Source organism: Rothia santali (assembly GCF_024199905.1).
GTDB lineage: Bacteria > Actinomycetota > Actinomycetes > Actinomycetales > Micrococcaceae > Rothia > Rothia santali.
In genome coordinates, this window is sequence record NZ_JANAFB010000025.1 from 1 (window position 1) to 24,951 (window position 24,951).

Consider the following 24,951-nt stretch of genomic DNA (forward strand, 5'->3'; position numbering starts at 1 on the left):
CCGGCTGGCTATACGGGCCCGCCCGGGGCGGCCCCCCGGCCTCCGAGCCGCCCCCCGCCGGGCAGCGGCTCCCCGACGTCGACCGGCTTCCCGCTCTGGAGGCGCGCCTGGCCGAGGCCGAGGTCTACACCGACGCCGGGCGCATCGCGCGCCTCGTGGCCCCCGAGCTGACCTGGGTCACCTGGCGCGGGCGCCTCGCCGACCGGGCCACGGCCCTGCGCTACCCGGAGCGGGCCTTCGCGCTCGACGGCGCGTCGGAGGTCGTGCGCGTCGAGCGCGTGGGGGAGCGGGCCGGCGTCGTGGTCAGCAGGATCGAGACCCGGCGCGGCCAGGCGCTGCGGACGAGCCTCTGGCGCGCCGAGGAGGACGGCTGGGTCCTCGCCCACCGGCAGGACACCCCCACGGCCTGAGCCGCGGGCCCGGCGTCACTCCCTGATCTCCCCGGTGTGGGGATTGTGCTTGGCGCCGTCGCGGTCGATCGTCTGGGGCAGGCGGAGCACCATGGTCGCGCCGCCGCCCCGGGTCTGCTCCACGCGCACCGTCCCGTTGTGCTGCTCGACGATCGCCGCGACGATCGCCAGTCCGAGCCCGGTGCCGCCGGTCTCCCGGGTCCGCGAAGAGTCGGCGCGGTAGAAGCGCTGGAAGACCCGCTCGGCGTCCTCGCCCTGGATCCCGGGACCGTGGTCCACGACCTTGAGGACGGAGACGAAGGACCCGTCGATCCCGGGCTCGACGCCGACCGCCAGCTCGATCGGCGTCCCCTCCGGGGTGTACCGCAGGGCGTTGGTCACCAGGTTGGCCAGCACCTGCCGCAGCCGCGCCTCGTCGCCGGTGACGGCCGCGGGCAGCGCGGGGCCGCTCTCCAGGCCGACGACGGCGATGTCGCGCTCGGGCGCGGTGGCCTCGGCGTCGTCGGCGGCGTCGTTGGCCAGCTCGAGCAGGTCCACGGTGGTGGTCTCGGTGGGGCGCCGCTCGTCGAGGCGGGCCAGCATCAGGAGGTCCTCGACCAGCCGGCCCATGCGCTTGGCCTCCGACTCGATCCGGTGCATGGCCTTCGTGACGTCCTCCTCGGTCTGCAGCGCGCCCTGCCGGTACAGCTCCGAGTAGCCCCGGATCGAGGCGAGCGGGGTCCGCAGCTCGTGGGAGGCGTCGCCCACGAAGCGCCGCATCTTCACCTCGGAGCGCTTCTGCGCGTCGAAGGCCTCCTCGATGCGGGTCAGCATCACGTTCAGCGACATGGACAGCTGCCCGATCTCGGTGCGCGGGTTGTAGCGCTCGATGCGCTGCGAGAGGTCCCCGGCGGCGATCCTCGCCGCGGTGCGCTCGACCCGGGCCAGGGGCTCGAACGCGCGCGTGACCAGGACCCACCCGACCGCGAGGGCGGCCGCCAGCGTGGCCAGGCCGAAGGTCACCGTGAGCACCCGGACCAGGGTCACGACGCCGTCGGTGCGGCTGAGCGGGGAGGCGAGGACGACCGTGTACGGGCTGTCGGACGAGACGTAGGGCATGATCCGCCACTGCGACCCGGACTCCACGCTCGGGACGGAGAGGCCCTGCCCGGCGTACTTGCTGCTGTTGGCGCGCGTCCAGCCGTTGAGGGCGGGGGTCGAGGACGCCGGGTTGGAGCCGGCGACCACGTTGCCGTCTGGGTCCAGGACGAAGACGGAGTAGGAGTGCCCCGTCTCGTCCTCGGACGGGAAGTCGCCCTGGACGGCGCGGGGCGCCACGGAGGAGATGTTCGACTTCATCTCGCTGTCGAGCTGCTGCACCAGCTGGCTCCGCAGGGCCGTGATGGCCACCAGGCTCGTGACGGCGATGGCCAGCGTCAGGAGGAAGCCGGTCAGCATGACCAGCTGGGTGCGCAGCGAGAGCGCCCCCAGCTTGGAGTTGCGGACCCGGTCGGTGACGACTGACACCGGGGGATCAGTGCTTCGCGGTGCGCAGCAGGTACCCGACGCCCCGCTTGGTGTGGATCAGCGGGGGCAGGGTCTTGTCGTTGTCGATCTTGCGGCGCAGGTAGGAGATGTAGGACTCGACGATGGAGGCGTCCCCGTTGAAGTCGTACTCCCACACATGGTCCAGGATCTGGGCCTTGGAGAGCACGCGGTTGGGGTTCAGCATCAGGTAGCGCAGGAGCTTGAACTCGGTGGGGGAGAGGTCGATCTCGCGGTCGCCGCGGTAGACCTCGTGGGCGTCGTCGTCGAGCACCAGGTCCTCGACGCGCAGGCGCGAGTCCTCCTCCTCGAGGGCCTGGGTGCGGCGCAGGACGGCACGGATGCGCGCGACCACCTCGTCCAGGCTGAAGGGCTTGGTCACGTAGTCGTCACCGCCCACGGTGAGGCCGGTGACCTTGTCCTCGGTGTCGTCCTTGGCGGTCAGGAAGAGGATGGGGAACAGCAGGCCCGTGGCGCGGATCCGGCGGGTGACCGTGAAGCCGTCCATGTCCGGGAGCATGACGTCCAGGACCGCGAGGTCCGGCGACTCCGCGGTGGCCTTGTCGAGGGCCTCGCGGCCGTTGGTGGCGGTGACCACCTCGAATCCGGCGAACCGCAGGGAGGTCGCGAGGAGCTCCAGGATGTTGGGCTCGTCGTCGACCACCAGGAGCTTGGCTTCAGTATGATGCGTCTTCACGCGATAATCCTCACGTAGTTACCTGTGCACGTGCTGGGCGTTTGGAGGGGAGTCGCTGATGCGCTGCCGGGAGGCGGCGGATCAGCCGAGGCGGCGGCGTCGGACCGCGATGAGCAGGGCGACGATCAGCAGGACGAAGGCGACCGGGAGCAGCAGCAGCGGGATCTGGCTCAGCAGCGGGGCGACCTCCTGGCCGGCCGCCTTGAGCAGGAGCATGGCCACCCCGGAGACGACGCAGACGGCCGCCAGCACCCCGCCCACGATCGACAGGGCGGTGAAGGCGGCGGATTCCTTGGAGCGCCCCGCCGGGCGGCGCGTGCCGTTGTGGGAGTTCATGCCATACACGGTACCCCTCCCGGGAGCGCCGCGGGGCATCCGGCGGCCGCCTCTGACGCCCGGGGCCGGGCTGACTGTAGGATTGGGGATGACATGACTTTCGCGCCTGACGGCTCATCCCCGCGATCACCGCGGGTCGAGGGACGCGGCGCCCGTCCCGCCCGGAACGGGACGACGGACTCGCGCGAGCGAACGCGAGCAGTGCCCCCGGGGTAGCGCCCCGGGACGAGAAGCAAAGGAACGATCAGCAATGCCCAGCGGAAAAGTGAAGTGGTACGACGCTGCCAAGGGGTTCGGCTTCGCGACGGCCGAGGACGGCCAGGAGGTCTTCCTGCCGTCCTCGGCCCTGCCCGAAGGCACCACGACCCTCAAGCCGGGGACCCGCCTCGAGTTCGGCATCGCCAACGGCCGGCGCGGGGCGCAGGCCCTCTCGGTGCGCGTCCTGGACCGCATGCCCTCGTCCGTGAAGAACCACCGCAAGCCCGCGGACGAGATGGCCGTGATCACCGAGGACCTGATCAAGCTGCTGGACGGGGTCTCCAACACCCTGCGCCACGGCCGGTACCCGGACCGCGCGGTGGGGCGCAAGGTCGCCTCCATCCTGCGCAACGTCGCCGACAACCTGGACGCCTGAGGGCCTTGCGAGAGGATCGAGGAGAACTCATGAACGACAGCGAAACGGACGTGACCCCGGCCGAGCGCCCGCTCCTGGGCCCCGTCGTCAGGCGCCGCCGCCGCTCGTCCGCGCCGGATCCGGTGCTGGTCGAGGCCGTGGAGGCCGCCCGGCAGGGCATCCTGGAGGTCGCCGACGCCGCGTCGGTCGGGACCGAGCACCGGGTCCGCGTCGAGGAGGATCGCCTCCTCACCCACCTCTTCGAGTGCCTCCTGCCGGGGTACCGGGGCTGGTTCTGGTACTCGACCATCGCCAGGGCCCCGCGCTCCAAGGCGGTCACCGTGTGCGAGACCGGGCTGCTGCCCGGCGACGACGCGCTGCTCACGCCCGCCTGGGTCCCGTGGGCCGACCGCGTCCGCCCGGAGGAGCTCCACGAGGACGATGCTCCGGAGGACGGCGAGGACGGCGCGGCCGAGTCCGACGACGCCGAGGGCGCGGCCCCCGACGCCGGCGACACCGCCGTCGACGTCGCGGACACCGCCGCCGACGCAGAGGACGACGCCTCCGCTGACGCCTCGGAGACCTCCGTCGAGGCCGGGGACGAGGAGCCCGCCGGCCGCGGGAGCGGCGGCCCCGCAGACGCCGCGAACGACGCCCCCGCGGCACCGGACGCTGCGGAGGACCCCCGCACCGCCTGACCACACGACGGCCCCGCGCGCCCGCGAGCGCCCGGGGCCACGACCCGAGGAGATGTAACCGCCACGAGCGCGCGCCGAGCACGACGGGAACCCGCCGACACTGCGGGACGCGGGACCTTCAGGTCCCTCCGCGTCCCGAACTACCGCATCTGGTTCGCGGGAGCCCTGATCTCGAACATCGGGACCTGGATGCAGCGGATCGCCCAGGACTGGCTCGTCTTCGACGACCTCTCCCACCACGACTCCACCGCCATGGGCATCGTCATGGCCCTGCAGTTCGTCCCGCAGATCGTGCTCGCCCCCTACGTGGGCCTCCTGGCCGACCGCCTGGACCGCCGCAAGCTGCTCTACGTCACGCAGAGCGCGATGGCGGTGCTGGCCGCGGGCCTGGGCGCCCTGGTGCTCTCCGGGGCCGCGCAGCTGTGGCACGTCTACCTCTTCGCGCTCGCCCTCGGCGTGGTCACGGCGCTTGACGGCCCCGTGCGGCAGACCTTCGTCTCCAACCTGGTGGGGGAGCGGGACCTGCCCAACGCCGTGGCCCTGAACTCGATGTCGTTCAACTCCGCCCGGCTGATCGGCCCGGCGGTCGCCGGCGTGCTGGTCGCCGCGGTCGGCTCGGGGCCGGTCTTCCTCATCAACACCGCGACCTTCGCCGCCATGCTCCTGGCGATCGCCCTCATCAAGCGCGAGCGGCTGCGGGACATCCCGCGGGCCGCCCGCGGCGAGTCGCGGATGCGCGACGGCGTCGCCTACATCCGCAGCCGCCCCGACCTGGCCGTGATCATGGCCGGGGTGTTCCTCATCGGCACGTTCGGGCTGAACTCGGCGATCAACATCGCGGCGATGGCCACCACCGAGTTCGGCTACGGCGCGGACCAGTTCGGCTTCCTGAGCTCGATCCTGGCGGTCGGCTCGGTGATCGGCACCCTGCTGGCCGCGCACCGCGAGCGGCCCAGGATGCGGCTGATCTTCGGGGGCGCGTGCGTCTTCGGGCTGGCCAGCCTCCTCGGCGCGCTGTCCCCCGACGTCGTGGTGTTCGCCGTGGCGCTGGTGCCGATGGGCCTGAGTGCGCTGACCATCATGACCTCGGCCAACGCCTACATCCAGATCACGACGGCGCCGATCATGCGGGGCCGCGTCATGAGCATCTACATGGCCGTGCTGATGGGCGGCACCCCGATCGGCGCCCCGCTCGTGGGCCTGGCCAACGACGCGTGGGGCGCGCGCTGGGGCCTCGGCGTCGCGGTGGCGGCCGGGCTCTCGGCGGCCCTGATCGGCGTCGTGTGGTACTGGCGGCACGAGCGGCTGCGGCTGAGCTTCGACCGCTCGCGGCGCGGGTTCTGGAGGATCGAGCACGGCGCCCACGGCCCGGGCGGGCCGGGCCCGGTCACGGCGGCGATGGAGACGCAGGAGCCGCGCTGACGGCCGCGGACCGGCCCGTGTCCTCCCGGCCGGGTCGTCCGGCCGAACCGCCCGGACGGAAGGATCGCCCGGGCGGCCCGGCCGGCCCGCAGCGGTCCTAGAGCTCGCCGACCACGTGGTCGATGCAGCGCAGCAGAGCCCGGACGTCGTCGGGCTCGATGGCCACGAAGGTGGCGATGCGCAGCTGGTTCCGGCCGAGCTTGCGGTAGGGCTCGACGTCGACGACGCCGTGCGCGCGCAGGATCTTCGCGATGCGGGACGCGTCCACGGCGTCGTCGAAGTCCACGGTGGTGATCACGGTGGAGCGGTCCTCCGCGCGGGCGACGAACGGCGCGGCGAACTCCCGCTCCTCCGCCCAGGCGTACACCGCGTCCGAGGACTCGCGGGTGCGCGCCGCGGCCCAGTCCAGCCCGCCGTGGGAGTTGAGCCAGGAGACCTGGTCCTCGAGCATGAGCAGGTTGGCGACCGACGGGGTGTTGTAGGTCTGGTTCTTGCGCGAGTTCTCGACGGCGGTCGCGAGGCTCAGCGAGTCCGGGATCCACCGGCCCGAGGCGGCGATCTCCTCGACCCGCGCCAGCGCCCGGGGGGAGAACAGCGCGAGCCACAGGCCCCCGTCGGAGGCGAAGTTCTTCTGCGGGGAGAAGTAGTAGACGTCGGCCTCGCCGGCGTCCACGGCCATGCCGCCCGCCGCGCTCGTGGCGTCCACCAGGACCAGCGCGTCCTCGGCGATGCCCTCCGGCCGCCGCACGGGGGCCGCGACGCCGGTCGAGGTCTCGTTCTGCGGCCAGGCGTAGACGTCCGCGCCCTCGACGGCCCGGATCTGCGGGCGGGTGCCCGGCTCGGAGGCGATGACCTCCGAGGCCTCGAGGAAGGGCGCCTTGTCGGTGGCCTGGGCGAACTTGGAGCCGAACTCGCCGAAGCTGAGGTGCGCGGCCTTGTTCCGGACGAGGCCGAAGGCGGCCGAGTCCCAGAAGGAGGTCGCGCCGCCGTTGCCGAGGATCACCTCGTAGCCGTCGGGGAGGTCGAAGAGCTGGGCGAGTCCCTCGCGCACCCTGCCCACGAGGTCCTTCACGGGCGCCTGGCGGTGGGAGGTGCCCATGAGGGTGGCCGCGGCGCGGGACACCGCCTCCGCCTGCGCCGGTCGGACCTTGGAGGGGCCGGCGCCGAAGCGTCCGTCCGCGGGGAGGAGATCGGAGGGAATGGTCACGGATTCGGTCACGATGCTTGTCGTCCTCGTGTCGTTCGCTGGAGGCCCGGGCCGTCGGCCGGGGCGCGCTTGCCCTCCCATTGTGCTCCCCTCGGGCGCGGGATCGCAGCGCCACGCTCGGCTCGCGGCGAAGGGGGCCGCCGCGGTGCCCTCTGAGGAGGGCGCGCCTTATAGGATGGATAGGGCACCCACACTGGCAGAAGACTCCCCCGGAAGGCGGGTTCGGCAGATGACTGACCTCATCGACACGACTGAGATGTACCTGCGCACCATCCTCGAGCTCGAGGAGGAGGGCATCACCCCGATGCGGGCCCGGATCGCGGAGCGGCTGGACCACTCGGGGCCGACCGTCTCGCAGACGGTCGGGCGCATGGAGCGGCACGGGCTCGTCCACCTCGAGACCGACCGCTCCCTGGCCCTCACCGACGAGGGCCGCGAGAAGGCGATCTCGGTGATGCGCAAGCACCGGCTGGCCGAGCGGCTGCTGGCCGACGTCGTCGGGCTGGACATCGCCCACGTCCACGAGGAGGCCTGCCGCTGGGAGCACGTGATGAGCGAGCGCGTGGAGCGCCGGCTCGTCGAGCTGCTCAACTCGCCCAAGTTCTCCCCCTACGGCAACGCGATCCCCGGTCTCGAGACGCTGGGCATCAGCAGCGAGCGGGACGACCCCAAGACCGTGACCCTGTTCATCGCCGCGCAGGATGCCGGGGTCGAGGACCCGTTCGTGCTCGCCCGCTTCCCGGAGGTGGTGCAGAAGGACGTCGAGTTCATGTACGAGCTCAGCCAGGCCGGGATCGTGCCCGGCGCCCCGGTCCGGATCGAGCGCCGGGACGACGCCGTCGTGCTGCGCGCCGAGGGGGCGGAACGCGGGGTCAGCATCGACCTGGACACCGCGTGGCACATCGTGGTCAAGCGCGGCTCGTAGAGGTCGCGCTTGGCCAAGCTGTACTTCCGCTACGGGGCGATGAACTCCGGCAAGTCGACGGCCCTGCTTCAGGCCGCGTACAACTACGAGGAGCGCGGTCAGCGGGTGCTGCTCGCGAAGCCGCGGGTGGACACCAAGGGGGAGTCGAGGATCGTCTCGCGCCTCGGCGTCGCCCGCGAGGTGAGCTTCCTGCTGGACCATGACGACGACGCCCGCGCGGTCTTCGCGCGCCACGCGAGCGGCGAGGAGGGCGCGCTGGGGCTGGGCATGTCCCTGCCCCCGGTCGCGTGCCTGCTGGTCGACGAGGCGCAGTTCCTGCCGCCCGGTCAGGTGGACGACCTCATGCGGATCGCCGTCCTGGACCGGGTGCCGGTCCTCGCCTACGGCATCCGCACCGACTTCCAGACCCGGGCCTTCCCGGGCTCCGCGCGCCTGCTGGAGGTCGCCCACTCCCTCGAGGAGCTCAAGACCATCTGCCGGTGCGGCAGCAAGGCCCTGTTCAACGGGCGCCGGGTGGGGGACCACTTCGTCTTCGACGGCGAGCAAGTGGCGATCGACGGCGAGTCGGTCACCTACGAGTCCCTCTGCGCGGGCTGCTACCTGCGCGAGACGGGCGGGGCCCTGGGGCCCGCCGAAAAACATGTGGACGTCACGGTGCGGTGACGAGGGGCACGTTCTTGGCCCGGCATTCGTGATCTTTTCGTGACCTTCGGTGCTGTCGAAAGCGTCCACAGGACCGATTTTGACGGTCAATCGACCCACTTTCGCACCGCCTCACCCCTTGTGAGGTACTCCACAGCGAAAATTTTGTTGACTGGGGCGGTCTCCCCATTCGGCGCCTCCGAGGCCTGTTTCCACTAGTCGGGCGCGATTTTTCGGTGTTCTGAGAGTAAGGTGTTCCACCCACTGTCGGGGCGAGCCGGGCGCCGAAGGGGTGCAGATCAGATGTCTTCGTGATCAAAACGTGACAATCGGGGAGAGGTGTGTGTACGCTCGTGGTCGTGCCGATGACTGGTCGAACGGCACACCCCGGACGGAGCGCCTAGCTCTGCCGCCGCCCGGGGTCAACTACGCAACATGTCTTTTGGCAGAGACGGGGGAACCACATGCGGGTTCCTGACTACAGGGCCCTAGGGGTTAAGTCGCTCACCCAGCGACCGGGTGTCTCCCATCCGAATCCGACAGCTCACCTCGTAGGCAAAAGGGAGGAATACTTCTATGGCTAAGAGCACCGCTCGTCACCGCGCAGCTACCAAGTCCAACACCCTGCGCAACACCGGAATCGCCGCGGGTGCGGCCGCCGTCCTCGTCGGCTCCGTGGCCCCCGCCAACGCCTTCGCCGGCACCGCGGTTCCCACCACCGCTCCGCAGAGCACCACCCCCTCGGTCGCCTCCTACGAGACCACCTCGTACGACGCCACCGCCACCTACACCTACCAGGGCTACCAGGGCGGCACCGACTACGGCTTCCAGCAGGCCTTCGAGAACGCCGGCTACGTGGAGCAGGCCCCGGCCGCTGCCGCCGCCCCCGCCCAGGACGACTCGGGCATCACCACCCAGTCCACCGGTTCCTCCACCCCGGCCTCCGGCGACCGCGCCGCGATCGTCGCCGCGGCCGAGGCCGGCATCGGCGGCTCCTACGTCTGGGGCGGCAGCGCCGACGGCGCCTGGGACTGCTCCGGCTTCGTCTCCAACGTGTTCGCCAAGTCGGGCATCAACCTGACCGCCTACACCCACGCCATGAAGGGCGAGGTCAAGCCGACCTCCACCCCGCAGCCGGGCGACATCGTCTTCACCAACGGCTACGAGCACGTGGGCATCTACGTCGGCGACGGCCAGATGATCTCCGCGCTGAACCCCTCGCAGGGCACGCAGAAGACCGCCGTCGACGGCGGCGGCGCGATGCCCGTGGACGGTTACTACACCGCCTTCTAAGGGATCGCCAGCACTCATCTGCTGACGCGCTAGAGGGGGTGCCCGGGAGGGGAAGCCCGGGCACCCCCTCTTTGCGCATCCACTCGCATGCGTCTTCGCCTGCGCACCCTCCGGTGGGTCCCCCGCCGGAGCCGGCCACATGGCCCCGAACGTTTTCACGCACCGTGACGCCGAGCCCCGCCGCCGAGGCCGAGGGCCGCGCACCGCACCTCACGAGGAATTCTCATGGCTTCGTCCACCACCCTGTCCAAGAACTCCGCGCGCGCCGCCGGCGTGCTGACCATCTCCGGCCTGATGATCGGCGGGATCGCGCTGGCCCAGGGGGCCAACGCCGCCCCCGAGGCCGAGCCCGTCTCCCACGTCAGCGCCGACCCGATCCTCTCCGGGTACCACCACGCGATCGGCGAGGCGCCGGAGCTGCTGGCCCGTCCCGCCGTCGCGCCCAAGACCCACGCCCAGATCCTCGAGGAGCGCGCCGCCGCGGACCAGTCCGCCGCCGAGCAGGCTGCCGCGGACCAGGCTGCCGCGGACCAGGCCGAGGTGGACCGGATCGCCGCCGAGCTGGCCGCCGCCGAGCAGGCCCCGGTCCAGGAGGCCCCGGCCGAGCAGGCCCCGGCCGCTGAGCCCGTCGTCGAGGCCGCTCCCGCCGAGCCGGCCGCGGAGGAGGCTCCCGCCCCGGCCGAGGAGACCCCGGCTCCGGCCGAGGAGGCCCCCGCCCCGGCCGCTGCCGAGCAGGCCCCGGCCCCTGTCGTGAACGAAATCGCCTCCTCCGACGAGCTGGCCCCCCAGACCAGCGTCGAGACCGTCTCCTACGAGGCCCCCGCGGCCGAGCCCGCCCCGGCCGCCGAGGCCCCGGCCGCGCCCGCCGCCCAGAGCGCGCCCGCGGCCCAGTCCTCGGGCTCCTACAACGGCGACGCCGTGGTGGCCGCCGCGAAGTCGCAGATCGGCGTGCAGCAGGACTGCACCGCCCTGGTCAGCAACGCCCTGCGCTCCGTCGGCATCAACTTCCACGGCTGGCCGGCCGACTACCAGCAGCTGGGCCACACGGTCTCCGCGGGCGAGGCCAAGCCCGGCGACCTCATCTACTACGCCTCCAACGGCTTCGGCCAGTCGCACATCGCTGTCTACATCGGCAACGGCCAGGCCATCCACGGCGGCTGGGAGGGCGGCACCACCGCCCAGTTCAGCGCCAACCTCCCGGCGGCCTCGTCGCCGGTGTACATCAGCGTGGACCGCTGATCGCCTCACGGCGCAGACCTCTATCCTCCGGGCCTCGTCACGTTCCGTCATGACGGAACGCCGGTGACGCCCGGGCGATAGACTCAAGGAAACGACCCCCGACGGCCAGCGGGGGTCGTTTTCGCGTCTGCGGGGTCCGGCGCCGGTGCGCGGCGTGCGGCGGCCTCGATATCATGGGGTCATGACTATTCAGTTCGAGCCCCCGGAGTCCCGCAGCGATCAGGAGTTCAAAACCATGGCCATCGGCATGGTGGCCGGCGCCGTGCCGGGGATCGTCATCGGGCTGCTGCTCTCGATCCCGTGGGGCAACCCCGCGATGTGGGTGTCCATCGCCGGGGCGATCGGCATCATCCTCGGGCTCGTGGTCTCGACGCTCGTGCACCGCTCGCGGCGGAAGCGGCGGCGGCAGGACGCCTGATCGGGCTCCCCTCCGGGCGGGGCTGAGCCGGGCCGGCGTGCGCCTCAGCCCTCCTCCAGCTCCGCGATCTCCGCGTCCAGGTTGCCCCTGGCCGCGGACTCCCACGCGCGCGCGGCCCCGGTGAGGTAGAGCGGAGCGCCCGCCCGCAGGCGCCTGAGGACGGCTGCGCGCTCCGTGCGGAAGACCCGCTCGGGGACGTGCGCGTACTCGCGGCGCACGTCCCGGGCGTAGCGGCGGTAGCGGTCCGGGGCGGCGGCCAGGATCCCCAGGTCGGCGTCGTGGAAGATCGGCCACAGCGGCTCCGCGTCCGACGCCGCGTGGTCGGCGGTCGCCCGGATGAGCGCGACGACGCGGGCGAGCTCCCGGTCGGGGAGAACCCCGGTCAGGTCCGCGACGCACCGCTCGGCGCTGAGCCGCTCGTCCGCGCCCGGAGACCCCTCGTAGACGACGTCGTGGTACCAGGCCGCGAGCCGCAGGATCCCGTCCTCGCCGGCGTCGAGGGAGCCCGGCGGCGCGAGGGCGTCCAGGCGCTCCAGCACCTCCGCCAGGTGGACGCTCGTGTGGTAATGCCGGCCCGGCCCGTCCCAGGAGTCCAGGACCCGGCGCCCGAGCCCGGGATGCCCGGGCAGGGTGCGCTCCCACGCGCGCAGCAACCGGTTCCTGATGCGGCGGGGACGCTCCCTGGCGGGAACGCGCAGGCCGCTGGCCCGCAGCCGGCGGGTGAGCTCTCCGGCCGAGACCGCCAGGGCGCCGGCGTCGACGGCGGCGCGGTGGAGGTGCTCGGGGACGTCGTAGTGGTCCCGGTCGAACGCCCTCGGGCTCAGCCCGATCCGCTCCGCCGCCGCGTGGAGCTCGTCCAGGTCGGTCTCGGAGACCAGGTGGGAGAACAGGGTGCCGTGGGCGGGCCACAGCGGCGGGTCGATCAGGAGGGTCATGCCCCCAGTCTGGCACGACGGCGCGCGAGCGGCAGGCCGGGGGAGGGCCGTCCCGCGAGGGGACAGGGCTCCGCGAACCCGGTACACTGGACCGGTGCGCCCTCGTAGCTCAGGGGATAGAGCACGGCTCTCCTAAAGCCGGTGTCGGTGGTTCGAATCCACTCGGGGGCACGCAGCGCACCGGCCGGAGCGGCATCGCCCCGGCCGGTGCACCTCGTGACAAGAACGCCTCAGGGCCCGCACGGTCTCAACCGTGCGGGCCCTGAGTCTTCTTCGGGGCGAGCCCGGCGGCCCGCCCCGCCGCGGTGTCATCCCCCGGCGCGGGAGCTCCCCGAGCCGCCCGGCGGCGCGACGACGGGGACCGGGGCGGTCGCGGGGGCGGCGTCGCGCTCCGGGTCCGGCGGGATGATCAGCCGGCTCACGCGGCGGCACACGATCCGCACGAGCGTCTCCAGCGGGCCCCGGCCCAGCGCCTTCATCCACGCCGTGGCGACGAGGGCCGCGACCGCGACCTGGATGAAGAACCAGAAGCCGGGGCGCTGCGCCGTGTCGACGGTCGCCAGGAACAGCATGTGCAGGGTGTACAGGGTGAGCGTCATCGTGCCGATCGCCGCGATCGGGGCCAGCCACCGGCCCGCCGTCCGGCTCAGCAGCAGGAACCCGCCGAGCGCGACCATGGCCAGCCCCGCGCTGTAGGCCAGCGCGAAGGGGGTGTTGGTGTGTGGGCCGTCGATCACGAGCCACCAGTTGGTGGTGGGCGGCAGGATCGGGTCCGGGCCCAGCTTGACGATCCAGCGCACGTCGGTGGCCGACATGTCAGGGTTGGCGGCCAGGATGGCCTGCATCCCGCCGGCGCGGTACAGCAGCAGATTGGACAGCCCCACGGCGAGGCCGGCGACGACGGCGCCCATCGTCACCAGCGCGATCTGCACGCGCTCGCGGTTCAGCGGCATCCGGCCGAGGGCGAGCCCCAGGCAGATGAACGTCATCCATGTGATCGCGGGGTAGTGACCGGTCAGCAGCAGGTCGACGAACACGTTCACCGGGTCCAGCGCGAAGTCGACGATGTCCGCGTTGAAGTACGGCGTGTAGTCGAAGTTGGCCAGCGACAGCTGCATCAGGAACGGCGCGATCACCGCGAAGGCGCCCGCCGCGACGAGGTTGGCCCGGTTGCTCAGGAGCGTGAACGGGATGGCCAGCAGGAACATCAGGCCGTAGTACGGCAGGATGTCGAAGACCGGGATCGGCAGCAGGTTCAGGCTCAGGCCGAAGAGCAGCAGGACCAGGGCCCGCACGGTCAGCGAGACCCGGGACCTCAGCCGGCTGCGGCCGGTGTCCCGCTTGCGGCTGCCGGTCAGGAACGCCAGGCTCACGCCCGCCAGCAGCGCGAAGAGCGCGGAGGCGTGGCCGGCGGCCACCCGCCAGACCCAGGTCGGCTCGCCCGTGTCGGGGTTGAGCGCGGGCAGGGTGTGCACGGCGACCATGCCGATCATGGCCAGTCCCCGGGCGGCGTCGATCCCCACCGTGCGCCGGGCGGTCTTGCGGCCGTCCCGGCTCTGGATCCGGTACACGCCGGTCCCGCGCGAGGTCTTGTGCCGGCCGCGGCGGACCACGGGGATGCCGGAGGTCGAGGGATCCGGCTCCCACGGGCTGCTGGGGTCGCTGGTGCTCTCCGCGCGGGTGAGCTCGGGGTCGGCCGTCCACACCGCGCGCGGCGGGCGGGGGCCCGGCATCGGGCGTTCCCCCGGGGCCAGGTTCCCCTCCGGGATCTCGAGGGGCTGATTCTGGGGGGCGTTCATCGTACGGATTCCTCACTGCGCGGAGCGGATGTGGAGGGGTGGGCGGCCCAGGGGAGGTCGAGCCCGCGGTCGTCGACGACGACGCGCTCGTCCACCTCGGACGCCTCGAGGTGCTGCACGGGGTTGCCGCCCCACACGCCGTCGGAGGGGACCTCCTCCTGGCGCAGGACCATGGAGCCGGGCCGCACCGTGGTGCGGTCGCCGACGGCCGAGCCGGGGAGCATGAAGCTGTTGGGCCCCAGGGTCGCCCCGGCGCCGAGGCGGACGGTCTCCATGCCCATGACCCGGTCGTGGAACAGGTGGGTCTGGAGCACCGTGCCGCGGTTGACCGTGGCGCGGTCCTCGACCGTGATGAGGTCGAACTCCGGCAGCCACCAGGTCTCGCACCACACGTTCTTCCCGATCTTCGAGCCCATCAGGCGGGCCCACACGTTGTAGAGCGGGGAGCCGAGGCCCAGGCGGACGAGGCTCGGGACGGCGAGCGACTCGGCGAAGGAGTCGGCGAGCTCGCTGCGCCACACGAAGGTGCTGAACAGCGGGCGGTCGCCGTGGCGGAAGACGCCGATCAGCGCCCACTTCGCGGCCACCGGGATCAGCGAGGCCACGATGCCGGCCGCCAGCACCACCGGCCCCGACCAGAGGGCCGCGTGCGCGATGCCCAGCAGGTGGTCGCCGGCCTGCATGTAGATGCTGGTCAGCGCGTAGACGATGATCAGGTCCAGCCACGCGGCGATGATCGCCGGGAGGATGCGGCACGACTCGACCAGGGCGCGGGCGACCTTGAGCCGCAGGGCGGGGCTGAAGGTCTTCGCGGCGTCGGCCTCGACCTTGATGCGCGGGATGGACTTGGCCTTGCGTCCCAGCCACGACGAGCCGAGGGCGGGCTGGTACGGGGTCGAGGAGAGGACCGCGATCAGCGAGCCCGCGGGCAGGTCCCGGTCGGGGCCCACGATGGCGGAGTTGCCGACGAAGGCTCCCTCGCCGATGACCGTGGTCCCGATGTGGATCCAGCCGTCGCGGGTGCGCACGTTGTTGACGAGCGCGTGGTCCGCCACGAAGGTCCGGTCGTGGAGTCGGGTCAGGTGCGGGATGGTCTCCAGGGTGGAGATCTCCGTGTTCTTCCCGACCCGGGCGCCCAGCAGGCGCATGAAGATCGGGGTGACGCACGAGGCGTAGATCGGGTAGGTCGAGACCAGGGTGCGCTGCATCAGGGTGTGGGTGAACCAGGCGCCCCAGCCGGCCGCGCTGGTCTGCGGGAAGTAGCCCGGCACGATCACGCTCGAGGTCAGCCGGACGCAGCCGATGACCAGGAACAGCCAGGTGACGGCCGTGATGATCGTGAACACGGGGGTCCACAGCGCGAGGTCCGGGAAGACCTCCTCGTAGGTCTGGATCGGCCGGACGAAGTGCAGGATGAGCATGGCGCCGGGCAGGATCGCCAGCAGCGGCAGGGTGCCGATGAGCACGACGCCGGCGGCGTGCGCGGCCCAGCTGCGCACCGGTCCCCAGGACCAGCCGGCGCCGAGGTCCGAGGGCTCGCCCTCGGGCCAGGTCTGGCCGGCGACGCCGCGGGGTCCGGCGGGCGAGCCGCCCCACAGCTGGTCGGCCGGGACGGTGCCCTCGACGTAGGAGCCGGGGATGATCTCCGCGCGGGGGCCGACGTGGGCTCCCGGGGCGAGCAGCGAGCGGGTGCCGACACGGGCGCCGTCGTCCACCACGACCTCGCCGACGATGAAGGTGTCGCCGTCGATCCAGTGGCCGTTCAGGTCGGCCTCGGGCTCGATCGAGACGTGGTCGCCCAGGGTGACCAGGCCGGTCACGGAGGGCTGGTGGTGCAGGTGGGCGTCGCGGCCCACGGAGGTGCCCAGCATGCGGTGGACCGCGGGGGCCATCGGGGTGCCCCACAGCAGGTCGAGGCGCTGGATGATGATCAGGCGGTCGGCGGCCCACACCCGCAGGTGAGTCCAGCCGCCGCGCAGGTATCTGCCGGGTCTGAGCCCGGCCGTCAGGAGCCTGACGCCGAGCACGGTCAGCAGCACGCGCCCGGGCATCGAGAAGAGGACGACCCAGCCGATGGCCAGGGGGACCCACGGGGGAGCGACGACCCAGCCGGCGTTGAACACGACCGCCAGGAACCAGACCACGATGATCGCCCCGAGGACGTAGCGCAGGCCGTTGTAGACGTAGAGCATGCTGACGAAGGCCGCTTGGAAGACGCCGCCCAGCTTGGGGATGGCCTCCGGGACGGGGCGCTCGTCGTGCACCTCGGAGAGGCTCTCGAGGTAGGCGGACATGCCGCGCAGGGTCGGGTGCTCGTAGATCTCGGCGATCGCGGTGGAGGGGTAGGTGCGCCGCAGCGCGGCCACCAGGCGGGCGACCTGGACGGATCCGCCGCCGAGGTCGAAGAAGTTGCTGTCCGGGCCGAAGGGGATGGGGCCCAGCTCGTGGGCCCACAGCTCGGCGAGCCAGACCAGGTCAGGGTCGAGGTCCTCGGCGGACTCGGTGCTGCCGGTGGTCAGGGGCCAGGGCAGGGCGCCGCGGTCCACCTTGCCGGAGGTCTTCATCGGCATCTCGTCCAGCACGGTGAGGCTGGGGACGATGCCGCCCGGGAGGTGCTTGGACATCTGCTTGCGGACGACGTCGAGGTCGATCGACCCCTCCGACTCGGCCACGAGGTAGCCCACCAGCACGTCCGAGCCGCCCGCGGTGCGGTGCAGCGCGGCCGCGCCGAGGTGGACGCCGGGCATGCGGCTCAGGTGCTCGTCGATCTCGCCGAGCTCGAGGCGGCGCCCGCCCAGCTTGATCTGGTCGTCGGCGCGGCCGCCGAAGACGAGGCCCTCCTGCTCGGCGCGCACGACGTCGCCGGTCCGGTAGGCCCGCTCCCACCCGAGGGAGGGCAGCGGCGCGTACTTCTCGGCGTCCTTGGCGGGGTCGAGGTAGCGGCCCAGGCCGACGCCGCCGATGATCAGCTCGCCGGTCTCGCCCCAGCGCACGGGCTGGCCCTCGGCGTCGACGACGGCGAGCTCCCAGCCCGGCACCGGGCGGCCGATGCGCACGGGCGGGTCGGTGGTCATCCGGTGACCGGTGGCGATCACGGTGGCCTCGGTGGGGCCGTAGGTGTTCCAGACCTCGCGGCCGGGGTGGGCCAGGCGGGCCACGAGGTCCAGCGGGCAGGCCTCGCCGCCGAAGATCAGCAGGCGCACGGCCTCCATGGCCTCGGCGGGCCACAGGGAGGCGAGGGTCGGCACGGTGGACACGGCGGTGATGTCCCGCTCCATGATCCAGTCGCCCAGGTCGGGGCCCGAGCGGACGATCGAGCGCGGGGCCGCGACCAGGGCCGCGCCGTAGCGCCACGCCAGCCACATCTCCTCGCAGGAGGCGTCGAAGGCGACCGAGAGGCCGGCCATGACGCGGTCCCCGGGGCCGAGCGGGCGGTCGACGAGGTACATCCGGGCCTCGGCGTCGACCAGGGCCGCCGCCGAGCGGTGCGAGACCGCGACGCCCTTGGGGGTGCCGGTGGACCCGGAGGTGAAGATGATCCACGCGTCGTCGGACAGCCCGGGCTCGGAGAGGTCGTCGCTGTTCTGCGCGAGGCGCTGGGTGATCTCGAGGTTCGCGCCGAAGACGGCGGCCACGTTGGCCTCGCGCCAGACGGTGTCCGCGCGCGAGTCGGGGTCGTCGAAGTCGACCGGGACGTAGGCCGCGCCCGCGAAGAGGGTCGCGAGGATCGCCACGTAGAGGTCGGTGGTGCCCGAGGGGACGCGGATGCCGACGCGGTCGCCGCGGCCGATGCCGAGGTCCCACAGGCGCTGGCGCTGCGACTCGACGAGCTCGCTCAGCTCGGAGTAGGTGATCTCGTCGGTGTCGTCCTCCAGCGCCACGGCGTCGGGGTGGGAGTCGATGGTCGACTCGACGATGTCGATGAGCGTGCGCGGCCTGGGCGGCGTCTCCACGCCGTAGATCGCGAGCTGCGGGTCGTCCTCAGTGCGTGGGGACGAAGGATCGGGCGCCGGGGTACGGGATTGCGGGTTCATACGATCTCTCCGAGGACACATGAGCGGGGCAGATCGGCCGGTGGAATCGAGCGCCCCGGCCGGGGTTACTACCCATCTTGGAGAGACCTGCGCGTACTACGAAGTTGACCCTCGAGTATTTTTTGAAACCGCTGTGAAGCCCGTCATTCCGGGGGAGAAAGCGGCCCGCCCCACAAATTGGACCGGTCCAGAGGGGGAATAAATCAGCGCGCGTGCGCGGAGAGGATCTGGTCCAGGAGACTGACCTGCGGGACGTTCAGATGGTCCCGCCCGTTCAGGATGTTCAGGCGCACCCCGGCGAAGCCGACCCGCTCGTACCAGGCGCTCCCCTCGACCGCGGCGGTGCGGGCGTCGAAGGGCTCACGCGGGTCGGTGCCGTCGTCCTGGGCGCCCACCAGCCAGTACAGGCGGGTGTCCTGCGCCTGCTCGGCGGAGGGCTTGACCGAGGCGTACCGGGGGGCGCCGCCGCCGCCGACCATGATCGCCCCGCCCGTCACGGCGTCGAGGTGGTCGGGCACGACGCCGTAGCTCAGCATCTCCGCCCCGCCGGAGTACCCCATCCACCACACGCGGCTCGGGTCGATCGGATAGGTCCCGGGCAGCTGCCGCTGGACGAGGTCCATGAGCCAGGGCTGGTTCTCGTCCATCTCCTTCCACCAGGTGAGGTCCTTGGCGGGGTCCGGCGTCAGCGGGACCACCAGGATCGCGTTGTAGGAGGCGGCGACCTGGGCCATGCAGTTGAGCATCCCCCAGGGCTTCGCGTACTCCTCGGCGCCGTCGCCGTGCAGGCGCACCACCAGGCCCACCGGCTTGCTGTAGTCGATGTCGCGGGCGAAGACGTGGTACCGGCCGCTCATGCCGCCGGAGCTGAAGTGCTGGTCCAGGTTGACGCCGTCCACGGTCGGGGCGTGCGGGGATCCCGAGGGGGCGCTGACGTAGAGGGGCTTCGGCTCGGAGCGGGGGTCGTCCTCCGCCAGGCCGTATTCCGAGCAGTCCGGGTAGTCCTCGCCGGCGGGCATTCCCTGCAGCATCTGATCCTCCTGGTGTGCGGCGTCCTCGACCTCGAACCGGGCGTCCCCGACCAGCGACGGCACGAGGGCCAGCACGATGAGCAGGCCGAAAGCCCCGATCGCCCAGACGAGACTGTGAACGCCTGTCCGGGGTGGCGGAGGGGCGCTGGGGTCCCGGCGGGAAGACATGGGTTAAAGGTTACTGCACGGGCCTGTGCCGGGGCTGTGTTGACCATTCGTCGAGACATGTGACTACTGTCGAGTCCGCGGTTTCGCGAAGGGCGTCACCACCCGACCCGCGATTAGACGTATTGTGGCGCTATTCAATGAGTGAAAGAAGTCGTGACGTGAGCACATCGAAGCAGCCCCGGGGAGAGCGGCGCGGCGGCGCCCGGCCGGTCGAGGAGCCCCGGTCCGACCGGCGGGGCGAGGACGTCTCGGACCGTGCGGCCTGGGGCGCCCTCTGGGCCATCGTGATCGGGTTCTTCATGATCCTGGTCGACACCACCATCGTCTCGACGGCGATGCCCGCCATCATGCGCAGCTTCGGGGCGGACATCAACCAGGTGGTGTGGGTGACCAGCGCCTACCTGCTGGCCTACGCCGTCCCGCTGCTCATCACCGGCCGGCTCGGGGACCGCTTCGGTCCCCGCAACCTCTACCTGCTGGGGCTGACGGTCTTCACGCTGGCGTCGCTGTGGTGCGGGTTCGCGCCCAGCATCGAGGTGCTCATCATTGCGCGCATCCTGCAGGGCCTCGGGGCCGCCGTCATGACGCCGCAGACCATGGCCGTGATCACCCGCCTGTTCCCGCCGGACCGGCGCGGTCCCGCCATGGGCGTGTGGGGCGCGGTGGCCGGCGTCGCGACGCTGGTGGGGCCCATCGCCGGCGGCCTGCTGGTGGACAACCTCGGGTGGGAGTGGATCTTCTTCGTCAACATCCCGGTGGGCGTGTTCGCCTTCGTGCGGGCGTGGCAGAAGGTGCCGGCCCTGTCGCGGCACGCGCACCGGATCGACGTCGTCAGCGTGCTGCTCAGCGCGCTCGGGATGTTCGGGATCATCTTCGGCATCCAGGAGGGGCACGGGCACGCGTGGGGGGCGATCTGGGGGCCGGTGACGGTCGTGCAGATCATCGTGGCCGGCGTCGTGCTCATGATCGCGTTCGTGGTGTGGCAGCGCCTGACGCCGAGCGAGCCGCTCATCCCGCTCGGCCTGTTCTCGGACCGGAACTTCTCGCTGGGCAACGCGGCGATCAGCATGGTCGGGCTCATGGTCACCTCCTTCGCGCTGCCGTTCATGATCTACCTGCAGCTGGTCCGGGGGCTCAGCCCCACCCAGGCCGCGCTGATGCTCGCGCCCATGGCCGTGGTCTCGGGCGTGCTGGCGCCGTTCGTCGGGAAGCGGCTCACCGCGGTGAACGCGCCGTGGGTCGCGGTGCTCGGCACGACGCTGAACTCGCTCGGCCTCGTGGGGTACTTCCTGCTGCTGCGCCCCGAGACGCCGATCGGGCTCATCCTGATCCCCTCGTTCGTGATGGGCGTGGGCGGCGCGTGCATGTGGGCGCCGATCTCGGTCACGACGACGCGCCACCTCGACCCGGCGCGCGCCGGAGCCGGCGCGGGGGTCTACAACACCACGCGGCAGATCGGGGCGGTCTTCGGCTCCGCCCTGATCGCGATGCTCATGGAGAACCGCCTGGCCGCGCAGCTGCCCGGCATGGGCGGGGCGGCGCCGGTGGGAGAGATGACCGGCGGCGCGCAGCTGCCGGAGGCCCTGCAGGAGGGCTTCAGCACCGCGATGGGCCAGGCGATCCTGCTGCCCGCCGCGGCCGGGCTCGCCGCGGCGCTGCTGGCGCTGTGCTTCAAGCGGAGCCGGCGCGCACAGGCCGGAGGAGCGGCCCCGGGCGGGGCCGCCGAGGGCGACCCGGCCGAGGCGCAGGGCCCGGGACGGAGGGAGCCGAGGCTGCGGGCGCGCGCCGGCGGGCGCCGGACGGAGCGGGCCCGGAGCGGTCGAGGCCGAGCGGACCCATGCGGAGCGGTCCGGAGCCGGGCGGTCAGGGCTCAGTGGTCCGGGCCGCGGCGCGGCGCGGCGGCCGGGACCGGGCGCCACCGCCGGACGGGGACCGAGCCGGCGCCGGAGGCCTGATGCGGCGCCGGAGGCCTGAGGCGCGCTCGCGCCCGTCGGGTCAGACGAGCTCGCCGCGGGCGAAGGCGTCGATCTTGCCGCGCACCAGCCGCACCAGCAGGTACACGGCCTGTGCCGCGAGCAGCACCAGGAGGGCCCAGCGGGCGATCACCAGCGCCGAGGCCAGCGCGACCGGGCCGCCCTCGGGATCCGCCAGGGCGGCGTCGACGGTGCGGTTGCCGAGCACCCAGACCACGGCGAAGAGGACCGGCACGGCCCGCATCGCCCACCGGCGTGCCCCGCGGGGGTAGGCCAGCGTGACCATCCCCAGCCAGCCCAGCGCGACGAGCACGGGGGCGAACAGGCCCGAGGAGCGGTGCACGTAGCGGTACTGCTCGAGCCCGGCGTCGCCGAGGGCCGCCGCGGCCGCGGCGATCTCCTCCCGCCCGAACCCGAGGGGGCGCAGCTCCGGGATCACGGTGCCCGCCGCGGCGCCGAGCTGGGGGAGCGTCCAGGCGAGGACGTACAGGAGCATCAGCACCCCCACGGTCACCACGACGCCGGTGAAGAGTCCGGCGGAGGAGCGCCGGGGCGGGGCGCCGGCGTCGTTCCCCCCGCGGGCGGGCGCAGGGCCCCGGCCGGTGCCTCCCTCCGCGCCGGCGGGGCTCCGGCCTCGTCCGGCGCTCGCCGCGCGGCCGCTGCCGCCCGCGGCCCCGGTCCCGCCCGCGGTCCCGCGTCCGCCGGCAGACGCGTGTCCGCCGTCCGCCGCCCGGGGGTCGGCCGGCGCGGAGGCTCCGCTCGCACCGTGCTTGCGTCTGATCTGGCCCTTGGACATACCCATGCTCCCCATTATGGCCGCCGGAGAACTCCCGGGCGCATCGAAGGAGTGTTCGCCTAGACTGGTGGGCGGTATGGATTTTCTGCGTGACTCTTCGTTCTTCACTCCCCACGACGACCCCCGCGCGCCGGGCGCCGCCGAGCAGCCCCGCGACCCGGCGAGCCTGGTCGAGGGCCTCAACGATAACCAGGCGGCGGCCGTGACCCACAGCGGCTCGCCGCTGCTCATCGTGGCCGGCGCGGGCTCGGGCAAGACGAGGGTGCTGACCCACCGCATCGCCTACCTGCTGGCCACCGGCCGGGCGCACCAGGGCGAGATCCTCGCGATCACCTTCACCAACAAGGCCGCCGCGGAGATGCGCGAGCGCGTGACCGAGCTGGTCGGTCCCCGGGCCGAGCGGATGTCCATCTCCACGTTCCACAGCTTCTGCGTGCGCGTGCTGCGCCGCGAGGCCACCACCATCGGCCTGAAGTCCACCTTCTCGATCTACGACTCCGCGGACTCGCTGCGCCTCATCACGCTCATCTCCAAGGAGCTCGAGCTCGACCCCAAGCGCTTCGCGCCCAAGGCCCTGCAGAACCGCATCTCGACGCTGAAGAACGAGCTGATCGACGCCGAGGAGAACGCGGGCACCGCCTCCGCCACCGACCCGTGGGAGCACAGCGTCGCCCGGGTCTACAGCGAGTACGCCCGCCGCCTGCGCGCCGCCAACGCCCTGGACTTCGACGACCTCATCTCCCAGACCGTCTTCATGCTCCGCGCGTTCCCCCAGGTCGCCGAGTACTACCGCCGCCGCTACCGGCACATCATGGTGGACGAGTACCAGGACACCAACCACGCCCAGTACGCCCTGGTCCGCGAGCTGACGGGTCACGACGCCGCGGCCCCCGGCGGCGCGGACAGCCCCTACCCGGCCGGCGCCGAGCCGGCCGAGCTCACCGTCGTCGGCGACTCCGACCAGTCGATCTACGCCTTCCGCGGCGCCGACATCCGCAACATCACCGACTTCGAGCGCGACTACCCGAGCGCCCGCACCATCCTCCTGGAGCAGAACTACCGCTCGACCCAGAACATCCTGACCGCCGCCAACGCCGTGATCGAGCGCAACCCGCAGCGGCGGGAGAAGAAGCTCTGGACGGCGTCGGGCGATGGCGCGCTGATCACCGGCTACGTCGCGGAGAACGAGCACGCCGAGGCGCGCTACATCGCCGAGGAGATCGACCGCCTCCGGGACGAGGAGGGGATCGCCCCGGGCGACGTCGCGATCTTCTACCGCACCAACGCCCAGTCCCGCTCGGTCGAGGAGATCCTGATGCGGGTGGGCCTGCCCTACCGGGTGGTCGGCGGCACGCGGTTCTACGAGCGCAAGGAGATCAAGGACGCGCTGTCCTACCTGCGCGCGCTGCTGAACCCCGACGACGACATCAACGTCCGCCGGATCCTCAACGAGCCCAAGCGGGGGATCGGGGCGCGCTCCGAGGGCGCGGTGGCCAACCTCGCCCAGCGGGACCGGACCTCCTTCATGGCCGCCGCGCGCCGGGCCGAGGAGGCGCCCGGGCTCGCCAACGCGGGCGCCAAGAAGATCGCCGCCTTCGTGACCCTGATGGACGACCTGACCCAGCTCGCCGCGACCGAGACCGCGGCCACGAGCCTCGAGGCCGTGCTCGAGCAGACCGGCTACCTCGAAGCGCTGCGGCTCTCCGAGGACCCGCAGGACGAGTCGCGGGTCGAGAACCTCAACGAGCTGGTCGCCGTCGTGCGCGAGTTCGAGCGGGACCACCCCGAGGCCGGCCTCGGCGAGTTCCTGGAGCACGTGGCCCTGGTCGCCGACGCCGACCAGATCCCCAACCGCCCCAAGGCCGGGGAGGAGGGCGGCCCGTCCGCCGAGCAGGTCGCCCGCGAGGTGGCCGAGGCGCGCGAGCAGGGCGTCGTCACCCTCATGACCCTGCACACCGCCAAGGGCCTGGAGTTCCCCGTGGTCTTCCTGACGGGCATGGAGCACGGGCTGTTCCCGCACCAGCGCGCGCTCGCCGACGAGTCGGAGATGAGCGAGGAGCGGCGCCTGGCCTACGTGGGCCTGACGCGCGCGATGAAGCGGCTCTACCTCACCCGGGCGGAGTCGCGCTCGATGTGGGGGCAGGGGCAGTTCAACCCGCCCTCGCCGTTCCTGGAGGAGATCCCCGAGCACCTGATCGACTGGAAGCGCCTGGGCTCGACCTCGCGCGGCGGCTTCGGCTCGGCGGTGTACGGCTCCGGCGGCTTCGGCGGGAGCGGCTCCGGCGCCCGGCGCGGCGGCGCGGGTTCATGGAGCGAGTCCTCGTCCTGGGGCGGGCGGGGGACCGGGGCGTCCCGGCGCCCCGCGGCCGCGAGCCACGACGCCGGCTACGGCGGCGACGTGCCGGCCTCCTCCGGCCTCGGCGGCCGGGCCTCGGCCTCGCGGGTCCAGCAGAACAAGGAGATCCCCTCGCTGGCCGTGGGGGACGAGGTCCAGCACCGGACCTTCGGCCGCGGCCGGGTCATCGCGCTGGAGGGCGGCGGGGACAAGACCGTGGCGAAGGTGCGCTTCGAGGGCAACGAGGAGAAGCGGCTGCTTCTGCGCTACGCGCCGGTCACCAAGGTCGAGGGATAGGGCGGACGACGTCGCCCGGGCGGCGCGTGTCGCAAATCCCACAGAATCGGCCCGAAGTTAGGGACCGAATGACCTTTTGGGATATGGTCGGGGGCGGGGAGAGCGCGGCTCGAGCGCTCCGCAGCGAGTCCTCGGGCCCGGCGCCCTCCGCATCATCAG

At 72.4% G+C, this 24,951-nt stretch carries 19 protein-coding genes, 1 tRNA gene, 1 pseudogene and 1 riboswitch; of the genes and pseudogenes, 12 read left to right on the top strand and 9 right to left on the bottom strand.

Annotated elements, in window-relative coordinates; genetic code table 11:
• A partial coding sequence (locus NBM05_RS10420) for a nuclear transport factor 2 family protein (RefSeq protein ID WP_254167050.1) occupies window positions 1-410 on the top strand: 410 nt, incomplete at its 5' end.
• A 15-nt stretch (window positions 411-425) separates the two neighbouring features.
• Here NBM05_RS10420 and NBM05_RS10425 read toward each other — a convergent pair.
• The 3 genes from NBM05_RS10425 to NBM05_RS10435 form a co-directional block, all read right to left on the bottom strand.
• Window positions 426-1,847 carry a sensor histidine kinase gene (locus NBM05_RS10425; RefSeq protein ID WP_302183891.1) on the bottom strand — a complete coding sequence of 474 codons (1,422 nt, stop codon included), beginning with the start codon at window positions 1,845-1,847 and terminating at the stop codon, window positions 426-428.
• Between the two features lie 76 nt (window positions 1,848-1,923).
• A complete protein-coding gene (locus tag NBM05_RS10430) occupies window positions 1,924-2,631 on the bottom strand; it encodes a response regulator transcription factor (RefSeq protein WP_254167054.1) in 708 nt (235 codons plus the stop codon).
• A gap of 81 nt (window positions 2,632-2,712) precedes the next feature.
• The gene (locus tag NBM05_RS10435) at window positions 2,713-2,967 is read right to left on the bottom strand and encodes a hypothetical protein (RefSeq protein ID WP_254167056.1); all 255 of its coding nucleotides are present in this window, start codon (window positions 2,965-2,967) and stop codon (window positions 2,713-2,715) included.
• Between the two features lie 250 nt (window positions 2,968-3,217).
• On the opposite strand from NBM05_RS10435, the gene NBM05_RS10440 reads away from it, so the two are divergent.
• The 3 genes and pseudogenes from NBM05_RS10440 to NBM05_RS10450 all read left to right on the top strand — a co-directional run.
• Entirely contained in the window at window positions 3,218-3,601 is a 384-nt protein-coding gene (locus tag NBM05_RS10440) for a cold-shock protein (RefSeq protein ID WP_254167058.1), read from the top strand.
• Between the two features lie 29 nt (window positions 3,602-3,630).
• The gene (locus NBM05_RS10445) at window positions 3,631-4,278 is read left to right on the top strand and encodes a DUF3027 domain-containing protein (RefSeq protein WP_254167060.1); all 648 of its coding nucleotides are present in this window, start codon (window positions 3,631-3,633) and stop codon (window positions 4,276-4,278) included.
• 114 nt (window positions 4,279-4,392) lie between these two features.
• Window positions 4,393-5,700, top strand: a pseudogene (locus NBM05_RS10450) (MFS transporter); the annotation flags it as partial.
• A 97-nt stretch (window positions 5,701-5,797) separates the two neighbouring features.
• Here NBM05_RS10450 and serC read toward each other — a convergent pair.
• Entirely contained in the window at window positions 5,798-6,922 is a 1,125-nt protein-coding gene (gene serC, locus NBM05_RS10455) for a phosphoserine transaminase (RefSeq protein WP_254167124.1), read from the bottom strand.
• Between the two features lie 214 nt (window positions 6,923-7,136).
• On the opposite strand from serC, the gene NBM05_RS10460 reads away from it, so the two are divergent.
• The 5 genes from NBM05_RS10460 to NBM05_RS10480 all read left to right on the top strand — a co-directional run bounded on the left by NBM05_RS10460 (window position 7,137) and on the right by NBM05_RS10480 (window position 11,424).
• Complete coding sequence (locus tag NBM05_RS10460) at window positions 7,137-7,832, top strand: metal-dependent transcriptional regulator (protein ID WP_254167062.1); 696 nt, start codon at window positions 7,137-7,139, stop codon at window positions 7,830-7,832.
• Window positions 7,833-7,841: 9 nt separating this feature from the next.
• Window positions 7,842-8,495, top strand: a complete 654-nt coding sequence (locus NBM05_RS10465; protein ID WP_254167064.1) for a thymidine kinase — start codon at window positions 7,842-7,844, stop codon at window positions 8,493-8,495.
• 405 nt (window positions 8,496-8,900) lie between these two features.
• A riboswitch (cyclic di-AMP (ydaO/yuaA leader) is annotated at window positions 8,901-9,045 on the top strand.
• Between the two features lie 5 nt (window positions 9,046-9,050).
• Entirely contained in the window at window positions 9,051-9,767 is a 717-nt protein-coding gene (locus NBM05_RS10470; RefSeq protein WP_254167066.1) for a C40 family peptidase, read from the top strand.
• A 225-nt stretch (window positions 9,768-9,992) separates the two neighbouring features.
• Complete coding sequence (locus tag NBM05_RS10475; RefSeq protein WP_254167068.1) at window positions 9,993-11,006, top strand: NlpC/P60 family protein; 1,014 nt, start codon at window positions 9,993-9,995, stop codon at window positions 11,004-11,006.
• A 181-nt stretch (window positions 11,007-11,187) separates the two neighbouring features.
• The gene (locus tag NBM05_RS10480) at window positions 11,188-11,424 is read left to right on the top strand and encodes a hypothetical protein (RefSeq protein ID WP_254167076.1); all 237 of its coding nucleotides are present in this window, start codon (window positions 11,188-11,190) and stop codon (window positions 11,422-11,424) included.
• 44 nt (window positions 11,425-11,468) lie between these two features.
• On the opposite strand, the gene NBM05_RS10485 is transcribed toward NBM05_RS10480, so the two are convergent.
• Complete coding sequence (locus NBM05_RS10485; protein ID WP_254167078.1) at window positions 11,469-12,359, bottom strand: DUF4031 domain-containing protein; 891 nt, start codon at window positions 12,357-12,359, stop codon at window positions 11,469-11,471.
• Between the two features lie 98 nt (window positions 12,360-12,457).
• Between NBM05_RS10485 and NBM05_RS10490 the strand changes: the two genes are divergently transcribed.
• Window positions 12,458-12,530: transfer RNA gene (locus NBM05_RS10490), tRNA-Arg, on the top strand.
• Between the two features lie 137 nt (window positions 12,531-12,667).
• On the opposite strand, the gene NBM05_RS10495 is transcribed toward NBM05_RS10490, so the two are convergent.
• The 3 genes from NBM05_RS10495 to NBM05_RS10505 all read right to left on the bottom strand — a co-directional run bounded on the left by NBM05_RS10495 (window position 12,668) and on the right by NBM05_RS10505 (window position 19,391).
• Entirely contained in the window at window positions 12,668-14,158 is a 1,491-nt protein-coding gene (locus NBM05_RS10495) for a heparan-alpha-glucosaminide N-acetyltransferase domain-containing protein (protein ID WP_254167080.1), read from the bottom strand.
• A complete protein-coding gene (locus NBM05_RS10500) occupies window positions 14,155-18,192 on the bottom strand; it encodes a Pls/PosA family non-ribosomal peptide synthetase (RefSeq protein WP_254167082.1) in 4,038 nt (1,345 codons plus the stop codon). Before NBM05_RS10500 ends, NBM05_RS10495 begins: the two co-directional genes overlap by 4 nt.
• 203 nt (window positions 18,193-18,395) lie before the next feature.
• Entirely contained in the window at window positions 18,396-19,391 is a 996-nt protein-coding gene (locus NBM05_RS10505) for an alpha/beta hydrolase family protein (RefSeq protein WP_254167084.1), read from the bottom strand.
• A gap of 299 nt (window positions 19,392-19,690) precedes the next feature.
• On the opposite strand from NBM05_RS10505, the gene NBM05_RS10510 reads away from it, so the two are divergent.
• Window positions 19,691-21,346 carry a DHA2 family efflux MFS transporter permease subunit gene (locus NBM05_RS10510; RefSeq protein ID WP_254167126.1) on the top strand — a complete coding sequence of 552 codons (1,656 nt, stop codon included), beginning with the start codon at window positions 19,691-19,693 and terminating at the stop codon, window positions 21,344-21,346.
• 40 nt (window positions 21,347-21,386) lie between these two features.
• On the opposite strand, the gene NBM05_RS10515 is transcribed toward NBM05_RS10510, so the two are convergent.
• Entirely contained in the window at window positions 21,387-21,881 is a 495-nt protein-coding gene (locus NBM05_RS10515; protein ID WP_254167086.1) for a hypothetical protein, read from the bottom strand.
• Window positions 21,882-22,236: 355 nt separating this feature from the next.
• Here NBM05_RS10515 and NBM05_RS10520 point away from each other — a divergent pair, with 355 nt between their 5' ends.
• A complete protein-coding gene (locus tag NBM05_RS10520; protein WP_254167088.1) occupies window positions 22,237-24,792 on the top strand; it encodes a UvrD-helicase domain-containing protein in 2,556 nt (851 codons plus the stop codon).
• Window positions 24,793-24,951: the final 159 nt, after the last annotated feature.